Origin of the sequence: Variovorax sp. ZS18.2.2, assembly GCF_024701975.1 — a bacterium.
Classification (GTDB): domain Bacteria; phylum Pseudomonadota; class Gammaproteobacteria; order Burkholderiales; family Burkholderiaceae_C; genus Variovorax.
This window is the reverse complement of sequence record NZ_JANLNM010000007.1, coordinates 212,685-224,445: the sequence shown is the minus strand read 5'-3', so window position 1 is coordinate 224,445 and position 11,761 is coordinate 212,685. Positions and strand designations below refer to the sequence as shown.

The 11,761-nt window shown below is 71.6% G+C and carries 2 pseudogenes; both read left to right on the top strand.

The features are described 5' to 3' along the window. Positions 1-127 precede the first annotated feature (127 nt). Positions 128-3,292, top strand: a pseudogene (locus NU688_RS24820) (amino acid adenylation domain-containing protein); the annotation flags it as partial. 395 nt (positions 3,293-3,687) lie between these two features. Next, positions 3,688-11,727, top strand: a pseudogene (locus tag NU688_RS24815) (amino acid adenylation domain-containing protein); the annotation flags it as partial. Positions 11,728-11,761: the final 34 nt, after the last annotated feature.

Here is an 11,761-nt window from a genome sequence, read left to right as displayed (position 1 = left end):
GCGCCTGCTCGCCGATCCGGCGCTGGTGCAGGCCTTGCGCGAGCGCAAGCCGGAGCTGATCGCGCTGCTGCGGGAGCGCCAGCGCAGCGATCCCCTGACGTACCGCATCGATGAGGCGGCCGGGGCGATCACGCCGGCGATGCTGCCGCTGCTTGCGCTCGACCAGGGCGCGATCGACCGCCTCGTGGCGCAGGTGCCGGGCGGCGTGCGCAACGTGCAGGACATCTATCCGCTCGCGCCGCTGCAGGAAGGCATCCTCTTTCATCACCGGCTGCACGGCGAAGGCGAGGGCGGCGATGCCTACGTCATGCCGACGCTGCTGCGCTTCGACAGCCGCGAACGGCTGGACCGGTTCGTGCAGGCCCTGCGCGAAGTGATCGCGCGGCACGACATCCTGCGCACCAGCGTGCACTGGGAGGGCCTGGAACAGCCGGTGCAGCTGGTTCAGCGCCGGGCCGAGCTGGACATCGAGATGCTTGCCAGCGCGCTTGCGGAAGAGGCGGCCGAACGCCTGAGCGCACTCGCCGGCGCGCGGCTCGATCTGAGCCGCGCGCCGATGCTGCGCGGCCACGCCATCGAGGAGCGCGACAGCGGGCGCTGGCGGCTGCAGTTGCTGCACCACCACATGATCCTCGACCACACCGCCTCGCAGCTTCTGGTGCAGGAGGTCATGCTGATGCTGCGGGGGCAGCGTGACCTCCTGCCGGTGCCCATGCCGTTCCGGCGCTTCGTCGCGCAGGCCCGCCAGGGCGCGGCCGACGGCGAACACGAAGCCTATTTCCGTGCCGTGCTGGGCGATGTCGACGCGACCACCGTGCCGTTCGGCCTGGGCGATGTGCGCGGCGACGGCCGCGGCGTGGTGCAGGCGCGCAGCGAACTCGATCCCTCGCTCGCGCAGCGCCTGCGCGAACAGGCGCGGCTGCGCGGCGTGGGCGCTGCCAGCGTGTTCCATCTCGCCTGGGCACTGGTGCTCGCGCGTTGCAGCGGCCGGAGCGATGTGATGTTCGGCACGGTGCTGTTCGGCCGCCTGCAGGCCGGTGCCGAGGCGGCGCGCGCGATGGGCATGTTCCTCAACACCTTGCCGCTGCGCGTGCGCGTGGAGGGCGCCGAAACCGATGCGGCGCTGCGCCGCGTGCATGCCGACCTGGCCGAGCTGCTGCGCCACGAGCACGCCCCGCTGAGCCTGGTCCAGCGCTGCAGCGGCTTGCCGGCCGGCGCGCCGCTCTTCGCCAGCCTGCTCAACTACCGCTACAGCCGCCGCGACGGCGAGGCCGCGGGCCTGCCGGGCATCGAATCGCTCGGCGGGCACGACCGCACCAACTATCCGTTCGTGCTGCATGTGGACGACCATGGAGACGGCTTCGGCCTCACCGCCGAGATCGACCGCAGCATCGATGCGCGGCGGATCTGCGGCTTCGTCGCGCAAGCGCTGCATGCGCTGGTCGATGCACTCGAAGGCGAACCGCAGCGACCGTTGCTGCGCATCGATGTCCTGCCGGAGGATGAACGCCAGAAGGTGCTGACCGGCTTCAATGCCACCGCCGTCGACTACCCGCGCGGCCTGTTGCTGCACCAGCTGTTCGAGCGCCAGGCCGCGCAGCGCCCCGATGCGACCGCGCTGGTGTTCGAGGACCGCCAGCTCAGCTATGCCGGGCTCGATGCCCGCGCCAACCGCCTGGCGCGGCAACTGCGCGAATCGGGTGTCGGGCCGGACGCGCGCGTGGGTGTGTTCATGCAGCGCAGCGAGATGCTGGTGGTCGCCTTGCTCGCGGTCCTCAAGGCCGGCGGCGCGTACCTGCCGCTCGACCCTTCGCATCCCCCGGAACGCCTGCGGCAGATGCTCGACGAGGCCGAGCCGGTGGTGGTGCTGGCCGATCCGGAACTGGCGCCGCGCCTTTCGAAAGTGCGCACCCTCGTGATGGATCGCGACACGCCCATCGACGCGTTCGCCGACATCGAGGCCGATCCCGATGCCTCCGGCCCGGCGCTCCACGAAGGCCACCTGGCCTACGTGATCTACACCTCGGGTTCGACCGGCCGCCCCAAGGGCGTGATGAACGAACACCGCGGCATCGTCAACCGCCTGCACTGGATGCAACAGGCCCATGCGCTGACGCCGGACGACGTGGTGCTGCAGAAGACGCCGTTCGGCTTCGACGTGTCGGTGTGGGAGTTCTTCTGGCCGCTGATGGCCGGCGCGCGGCTGGTGCTGGCGCGGCCGGACGGGCACAAGGACCCGGCCTACCTGGGCGAACTGATCCGCGCGCGCGGCGTGACCACGCTGCATTTCGTGCCGTCGATGCTGCAGGCCTTTCTGGCCCGGCCCGATGCCGTTGCCGGCTGCGCCAGCCTGCGGCGCGTGATCTGCAGCGGCGAAGCGCTGCCGGCCGCGCTCGCGCGCCAATGCCGCGAACGCCTGCCGCATGCGCGCCTGTACAACCTCTACGGCCCGACCGAAGCGGCGGTGGATGTGAGCGCCTGGACCTGCGGGAGCGACGACGGCGATGCGGTGCCGATCGGCCGGCCGATCGCCAACACCCGCCTGTACCTGCTCGACGCTGCGCTGCGCCCGGTGCCGATCGGCGTTGCAGGCGAGCTCTACATCGGCGGCGTGCAGGTGGCGCGCGGCTACCTGAACCGCCCGGACCTGAGCGCGCAGCGCTTCATTGCCGACCCCTTTGCCGAAGGCGGCCGCCTCTACCGCACCGGCGACCTTGGCCGTTGGCGCGCCGACGGCGCGATCGTGTACCTGGGCCGCAACGACTTCCAGATCAAGCTGCGCGGACAACGCATCGAGCCGGGCGAGATCGAGGCGCAGTTGCGCGCGCTCGATGGCATAGCCGAGGCGGCGGTGCTCGCGCGGGAAGACCGCACCGGTGCGCCGGCGCTGGTCGCCTATGTGGTGCCGGCCTCGCCCGACGACGTGCTGGAGCCGGCGCGGCTGCGCGACCGGCTCGCCGGGCGCCTGCCCGATTTCATGCTGCCGGCAGCCTATGTGCGTCTGGCGGCACTGCCCTTGAACGGCAACGGCAAGCTCGACCGCAAGGCGCTGCCGGTGCCGGACGACGAGGCCTTCGGCCACCGCGCCTGGGCGCCGCCGCAGGGCGAGATCGAAGAGGTGCTTGCCGCGATCTGGTCGCAACTGCTGGGCATCGAGCGCATCGGGCGCCACGACAGCTTCTTCGCGCTCGGCGGGCACTCGCTGCTCGCGCTGCAACTGCTCGAACACCTGCGCCGGCGCGGCTGGAGCATCGACGTGCGCGCGGTCTTCGCCCGGCCCGAACTGGCCGCGATGGCGGCCGCCATGCACACCGCCGTGCACACCGCAGAGGGCACCGCAGCGGCCACCGGCGACGGGCCGCGCCACGGCGATGTCGAGGTGCCGCGCAACGCCATCCCGCCGGCGCTGGCCGCGTGGGATGCCACCGAATCGGAAACCGAGGAGTTCAGACTGTGAATGCGGAACTTGCGAGCGTGCAATCGCTGGATGCACCGGCCTTGATCGGCCTTTTCGAACAACGCCGCGTCCACGCGCGGATCGAAGAGGGCGAGTTGGTGGTCAAGGCGCCGCGCGGCGTGCTGACGCCGGGCGTGATGGCCTCGCTGAAGCTGCACAAGCAGGCGCTGATGAACTGGGTCGCGGCCAACGGCGACCACGCCGCGCCGCCGCCGGTGGCACAGCAGGCGCGGATCACGCCGCAGATGCTGCCGCTGGTGCGGCTCGAGCAGGCGCAGATCGACCGCATCGTCGCCGCCACGCCGGGCGGGGCCGGCAACGTGCAGGACATCTATCCGCTCGCGCCGCTGCAGGAGGGCATCCTGTTCCATCACCTGCTGCAGCAGCAGGGCGATGCCTACCTGAACCGGCTGCTGATGGGCTTCGACAGCCGCGTGCTGCTCGACCGCTTCGTCGCCGCAATGAACGAGGTGATCGCGCGCCACGACGTGCTGCGCACCGCGGTGCAATGGGACGGCCTGCCCGAGCCGGTGCAGGTGGTGTGGCGGCGCGCGCGGCTGGAGGTGGAGACGCTGGAACTCGACGGCGGCGACGCGCAGGCGCGCCTGCAGGCCCACGCCGAGCCGGGCCGCTACCGGCTCGATGTGCGGCAGGCGCCGATGATGCGCGGCGTTGCCGCCTTCGACGCGGCCGGCGGCCGCTGGCTGTTGCAGATGCTCTACCACCACCTGGTGATGGACCACGTCACGCTGGAGTTGCTGGTGAACGAGGTCGGGCTGGTGATGCGGGAGCGCCGCGCCGAGCTGCCCGCGCCGGTGCCGTTCCGCAACTTCGTCGCGCAGGCGCGGCTCTCGGCGCGCGAGGCCGAGCACGAGCAGTTCTTCCGAACGATGCTCGGCGACATCGACCAGCCGACCGCGCCCTTCGACCTGCTAGATGTGCAGGGCAACGGCAGCGACGCGGTGCAGGCGAAGCTCAGGCTCGAGGCGGTTCTGTGCGCGGACCTGCGCCGGGTTGCGCGGGCGCGCGGCGTGGCTCCCGCCTGCGTGTTCCACCTCGCGTGGGCGCAGGTGCTGGGGCGCTGCAGCGGCCGCGAGGACGTGGTGTTCGGCACGGTGCTGTTCGGGCGCCTGCAGGGCGGCGCCGGTGCCGATCGCGCGATGGGCATGTTCATCAACACGCTGCCGCTGCGCGTGCGGCTGGACGGGCGCAGCGCCGCCGCGGCGCTCGAAGAGACCGCGGCCACGCTCGCCGAACTGCTGCGCCACGAGCACGCGCCGCTGACATTGGCGCAGCGTTGCAGCGGGCTGGCCGCGAACACGCCGCTGTTCTCGGCGCTGCTGAACTACCGCCACAGCCGCGACGAAACAGCAGGAGGCGAAGAGGGCATCGCCGGCATCCATCACATCGAGAGCCGCGACCGCACCAACTATCCGTTCGTGCTGCATGTCGATGACCACGGCGAGGGCTTCGGCATCACCGCCGAGATCGTCGAGCGCGTGAATGCCGCGCGCATTGCCGGGATGGTGCGCGAAACGCTGGTGCATCTGGTGCAGGCGCTGGACCGGGCGCCCGACACGCCGATGCACGCGATCGAGACCCTGCCGCAAGCCGAGCGCGACGAAGTCGTGCACGGCTTCAATGCCACGCAGCGCGATCACAGCGCCGATGGCGAACTGGTGCATGCGCTGTTCGAGCGCCAGGCCGCGCGCGATCCGTCCGCTGCGGCGCTGGAGTTCGGCGCGCAGCGGCTGAGCTATGGCGAACTGGAGGCAGAGGCGAACCGGCTGGCCCGGCATCTGCGCACGCTGGGCGTCGGCCCCGACGAGCGCGTGGCGATCTGCCTGGAATGCGGCCCGGCGATGGTGGTCGCGATCCTGGCCACGCTCAAGGCCGGCGGCGCCTATGTGCCGCTGGACCCGGCCTATCCGGACGAACGGCTGGCGCACATGCTCGGCGACAGCGCACCGCGCGTGCTGCTCACGCAGGAGCGGCTGGCCGGGCGCCTGACCCCGCCACCGGCCTGCGAACGCGTGCTGCTCGACGACACCGGCCAGGCGCCATGGGCGCAGACCGCCGCGCAGCGCCCCGACATGCAGGCACAGACGCAGGCGCAGGTGCTGGGCCTGCGTGGCGAACACCTGGCCTACGTCATCTACACCTCGGGATCGACCGGCCGGCCCAAGAGCGTGGCGATGCCGCATCGCGGCCTGGTCAACCTGCTGGCGTGGCAGCGCGGTGTGCTGCCGGGCGCGGCGCGCACGCTGCAGTTTGCAGCGCCCGGCTTCGACGTCGCGTTCCAGGAAATCTTCTCGACGCTGGCCGGCGGCGGCACGCTGGTGCTGGTGCACGACGCGCTGCGCCGCGACCTGCCCGTGCTGGCCGACTGGCTGGGCGAGCAACGGATCGAACGGCTCTTCCTGCCCTGCATCGCGCTCAACGCCCTGAGCGAACTGTGGTCGCAGCGCGAAGCGCCGTTGCCTGCGCTGCGCGACCTGGTCGTGGCCGGCGAGCAGCTGCGCATCACGCCCGCCATCCGGCGCCTGTTCGATGGCCGCCATGCGAACCTGCACAACCACTACGGCCCGACCGAAAGCCACGTGGTCACCGCCTTCACGCTCGCCGGCGCGGCCGAAGACTGGGACGACCTGCCGCCGATCGGCGCGCCGGTCGACAACTGCCGGCTGTACCTGCTCGACGCACGGCGCCGGCCGGTGCCGCGCGGCGTGGCCGGCGAGATCCACATCGCGGGCGTGCAGGTCGCGCGCGGCTACCTGAATCAGTCCGAACCGAGCGCCGAGCGGTTCCTGCACGATCCGTTCGCGGGTGACGTCAACGACGCGGGCGACGCGGGCGACGCGGGTGCGCGCATGTACAAGACCGGCGACCTCGGCCGCTGGCGCGACGACGGCACGATCGCATACCTCGGCCGCAACGATTTCCAGGTCAAGATCCGCGGACACCGTGTCGAACCGGGCGAAATCGAGGCGCGCTTGGGCGAGCTGCCCGGCGTGCGCGAAGTGGCGGTGATCGCGCGCGAAGACGTGCCCGGCGACAAACGCCTCGTCGCCTACGTCGTGGGCGATGCACAGGCCATCGATCCCGCCGAACTGCGCATGCGCCTGGCCGCACAGTTGCCCGACCACATGCTGCCGGGCGCCTTCGTGCCGCTCGCGGCCTTGCCGCTGACTCCGAACGGCAAGCTCGACCGCAAGGCGCTGCCCGCGCCCGATGGCCTGGCCTTCGTCCACCGCGCCTACGAGGCGACGATCGGCGAGATCGAGGACACGCTGGCGCGGATCTGGTGCGAGCTGCTGGGCATCGAGCGGGTCGGGCGCCATGACAACTTCTTCGAGCTCGGCGGGCACTCGCTGCTCGCGGTGCGGCTGGTCTCGCAGCTGCGCGAACGGCTCGGCGTCGAACTTCCGTTGCCCGCGCTCTTCACCCATCCGCAACTGTCCGACATGGCCCGGGACGTGGCCGAGGCCAGCCAGAACGCCCTCGGCGCGATCGCCCGCGCCGACCGCTCGGCGCCGCTGCCGATGTCGTTCGCGCAGCAGCGCCTGTGGTTCATCGCGCGGGTCGATCCCGAGGCAAGCAAGGCCTACCACGTGCCCGATGCGGTGCGGCTGCGCGGTGCGCTCGACACCGCGGCGCTGCAGGCCGCATTCGACCGCATCGTCGAGCGCCACGAGGTGCTGCGCACGCGCTTCGTCGGCATCGGCGGGCAGGCCCTTCAGGTCATCGACGAGGCCCGCGGCTTCGCGCTGCGGCATGAAGACCTGCGCGGCGCCACCGACGCCGAACTGGAACGCATCGCGCGCGAGGAGGCGCTGCGCCCGTTCGACCTCGCGCTCGGACCGCTGATCCGCGGCCGCCTGCTCGCGCTGGGCCCGGACGACCACGTGCTGCTCGTGACCATGCACCACATCGTGTCCGACGGCTGGTCGGGCGGGGTGCTGGCGAACGAGTTCTCGGCGCTGTACCGCGCCTTCCGCGAAGGCCGGCCCGACCCGCTGCCGCCGCTGGCCATCCAGTACGCCGACTTCGGTATGTGGCAGCGCCAGTGGCTGCAGGGGCCGCTGCTGCAGCAGCAGTTGCAGCAATGGGTGGCGCAGCTGCGCGGTGCGCCGGCCCTGCTCGACCTGCCGACCGACCGGCCGCGTCCGCCGGTGCAGGACTACCGTGGCGCCAACATCCCCATCGCGCTCGATGCCGCGCTCGGCGAAGGCCTGCGTGCGCTCGGCCAGCGCCACGGCACCACGCTGTACATGACGATGCTCGCGGCCTGGGCGGTGGTGCTCGCCCGGCTCAGCGGGCAGGAGCAGGTCGTGATCGGCAGCTCGCATGCGGGCCGCAGCCGCGTCGAGGTCGAGCCGCTGATCGGTTTCTTCATCAACACGCAGGCATTGAAGGTCGACCTGTCGGGCAGCCCCAGCGTGCAGGCGCTGCTGGCCCAGGCGCGGCAGACCGCGGTGCAGGCGCAGAGCCTGCAGGACGTGCCGTTCGAGCGGCTGGTCGAGGCGCTCAATCCGCCGCGCTCGCTGGCCCACCATCCGGTGTTCCAGGTCATGCTGTCGTGGCACAACACGCCCAAGGCCGGGCTCGACCTGGCCGGCCTGCAGGCGCAGAGCCTGGGCGGCGGCGCCGACAGCGCGCAGTTCGAGCTGTCGCTGGAGCTGCGCGAAAGCGAGGAGGGCATCGGCGGCCAGCTCAACTACGCCAGCGCGCTGTTCGACGAGGCCACGGTCCGCCGCCAGTGGCGCTGCCTGGAGGCGGTGCTGCGTGCCATGGTCGCCGACGACAGCCAGCCGGTCGATCGCATCGGCCTGCTGGATGCGCAGGAGCGCGCGTCGATCGTGGAGGGCTTCAACGAAAGCCACGCCCCCGCCGCCGAACCGATGCTGGTGCACGAGCTCATCGAGGCGCAGGCCGCGCGCCGGCCCGACGCGCAGGCGATCGAATACGCGGGCGAGACCTTGAGCTACGCCGAGCTCAACGCCCACGCCAACCAGCTCGCCCACCACCTGCGCGCGCTCGGCGTGAAGCCCGATGACCGCGTGGCGATCTGCGCCGAGCGCAGCCTGGAACTGGTCGTCGCGCTGCTGGCCACGCTCAAGGCCGGCGGCGCCTATGTGCCGCTGGACCCGGTCTATCCGGACGAGCGGCTGGCGCACATGCTCGGCGACAGCGGTGCGGTCGTGCTGCTGACCCAGCAGCGGCTGGACGGGCGCCTGCAGGCCCCCGGGCGCTGCGTGCGCGTGATGCTCGATGCGGCGCACCCCGAATGGGCGCTGGCCCCGTCCCACAACCCGGATCGTGCCGACGTCGGCCTCGCGCCCGAGCACCTGGCCTACGTGATCTACACCTCCGGTTCGACCGGCACGCCCAAGGGGGTGATGGTCGAGCACCGCAACGTGGCGTATTTCCTCCATGCGATGGAGGCCTGCATCCACGGCGTGGCGCCCGATTGCCGGCGCGTCGCGTGGAACGCCTCGTTCGGCTTCGACATGGCGGTCAAGGCGTGGGGGCAACTGGCGTACGGCCGCAGCGTGTTCCTGCTGCCCGAAGCGGCGCGGCTCGGTGCGGAGGAACTGCTCGGTTTTCTCGAAGCGCATCGCATCGAGGTGATGGAGTGCACGCCCTCGCACCTGCGCCTGATGCAGGGCGCGGGGCTGCTGCAGGGGCGTGCGCCGAGCCTGCGCAAGCTGCTGCTCGGCGGCGAGGCGATCGACGCGGCCACGTGGCGCGAATTGGCGGCGGTCGACGGGCGCCTGTTCTTCAACATGTACGGCCCGACCGAATGCAGTGTCGATGCCAGCTGCGGCATCGTCGACGGGCGCCGTCCGCACATCGGCCAGGTCATGCCGGGCGCGCGCATCTACGTGCTCGATGCGGCCGCGCAGCCGGTGCCGGTCGGCGTGGCCGGAGAGATCCATATCGGCGGCGCCGGCGTGGCCCGCGGCTATCTCGAGCGGCCGGAGCTCACCGCCGAACGTTTCCTGCGCGACCCGTTCGCGGGCGACGCCCAGGCGCGCATGTACCGCACCGGCGACCTCGGCCGCTGGCGCGAGGACGGCACGCTCGAATACCTCGGCCGCAACGACGCGCAGGTCAAGCTGCGTGGCTTTCGCATCGAGCTGGGCGAGATCGAAGCGCGCCTGGCGCAGCAGGCGGGCGTGCGAGAGGCCGCGGTGATCGCGCGCGAGGACAGTCCCGGCGACAGGCGCCTTGTCGCCTACGTGGTCGGTGCTGCGTTGGACCCGGTGCAACTGCGTGCCGGCCTCGCCGCGCATCTGCCCGAGTACATGCTGCCTTCGGCCTTCGTCGCCCTCGATGCGCTGCCGCTGACGCCGAACGGCAAGCTCGACCGCCAGGCGCTGCCGGCGCCGGACGGGCAGGGCCTGGCGTCGAGCCGCTACGCACCGCCGCAGGGCGAGGCGGAGTGCACCATCGCCGCGCTCTGGTCGGAGTTGCTCGGCGTCGAACGCATCGGTCGCCACGACAACTTCTTCGACCTGGGCGGTTACTCGCTGATGGTGTTCCAGGTCATCGAGGGGCTGAAGCAGAAGGGCTACGAGGTCGCGCTGCAGGACGTGCTGCTGGCACAGCAGCTGAGTGCGCTGGCGGCACTGATCGACAGGCCGCGCGAAGGCGCTGCGAGCGCGAATGCGCAGTGGGTGACCATCCGCAAGGGCGGTGCGCGGCGTCCGCTGGTGTTCGTGCACGAGCCCAGCGGCGAAGTGCTGTCGTACGAGCGGCTGGCGGCGCACATCGACCCCGAGGTGGGCCTCTTCGGCATCCGCGCCGACCGCGATGCGGTGCATGCCGCAAGCCGTTTCGAGGACCTGGCCGCAGGCTATGTGCAGCGGATTCGCGAGGCGCTGCCGCAAGGGCCGTACCGCCTCGCGGGCTGGTCGGCCGGTGGCGTGCTGGCCTTCGAAGTCGCGCGGCAGCTGCTGGCGGCGGGTGAGCGCGTCGAGTTCCTCGGCCTGATCGACAGCTGGTACCGCGGCGATGGCGAGCGTGGCGTGTCCGAGCTGGGTGTGCAAGACAGGAAGCTGCTGCTGGTCGCGTTCGCCGAATACCACGGGCGCAAGCTCGAGGCGGTCGAGATCGAACGGATTCTGGCGACCGAAGACGTGCCCTCGGCGCTCGCGCTGGCACGCAGCGAGGGCTGGCTGAAGAAGGACATGAGCCCGGCCGAGTTCGACGCGCGCGCCGGGCTCTGGTTCAACCTGCGCGCCGCTGCGCATCGCTACTACGCGGAGCCGCTGGCGATCGACGCGCACCTGTTCGCGGCGCAGTCCGGCGATGCGGGCGATCCGTCCAACGGCTGGAGCGGGGTGCTCGGCAACCGCCTGCAGGTGCACCCTGTCGGCGGCGATCACTGGAGCATCATGATGCGGGCCGAGCACGCCGGACGGGTCGGCGGGGCGATCGCTTCGATCCTCGCGCGCCTCGACGGCGTCACGCCGAATCGGACCACCGAGATCGCGCCGGGCGCCGCAGTGACGATTCGCCGTGGCAACACAGAGGCGCGCACGGTGTTCTGCATGCCGGGCGCGGGCGCGAATGCCACCTCGTTCCTCGAGTTCGCTTCGCGCAGCACCGGCGATGCGAGCTTCATCGGCCTGGAAGCGCCCGCGCTGCTCGGGAGCGACGGCGAGCCGCCGACGCTGCAGGCGGCGGCGGGGCGATACGTCGAAGCGATCCGCGCCGTGCAGCCCGAAGGGCCTTATCACCTCATCGGCCATTCGTTCGGCGGCTGGGTCGCGCTGGAGGCGGCCCGGCAGTTGATCGACACCGGCGCCGCCGTCGCGCCGGTGGTGTTGGTCGACACCAACGCGCCGCGCGCGGAAGGCCACGGCGATCGCGGCCATGCGCTGCACGAGTACCTCGCGTTGATCGCGTTGCAGAGCGAGCATCCCCACGGCCTCGATGCCGACGCGCTGGCTGCGCTGCCGCCGCGTGAACAGGCGCCGCCGATCTTCGAGGCGATGCGCCGCGCCGGCCTGTTGCCGGCCAACGCGCGGCTGGCGGACTTCGTGCCGGTGCTGGAGATGTTCTGCCGCCAGTGCGCGATCGGCTATCGGCCCGAAGGCGCGTTCGGCGGGCTGGTGTTGCTGCTGCGCGCCGTCGCCGGTGCGCGCACCGGCGAACCCGTCGATCCCGACGCCTGGCGCCGGCACGCGCCGCAACTGCGCAGCTTCGATGTGCCCGGCAGCGACCACCTGTCGATCCTCGATCCGCCGCATGTCGATCGCGTGATCGAGATCGTCGGCCGCCACTGGTACCTGGGGC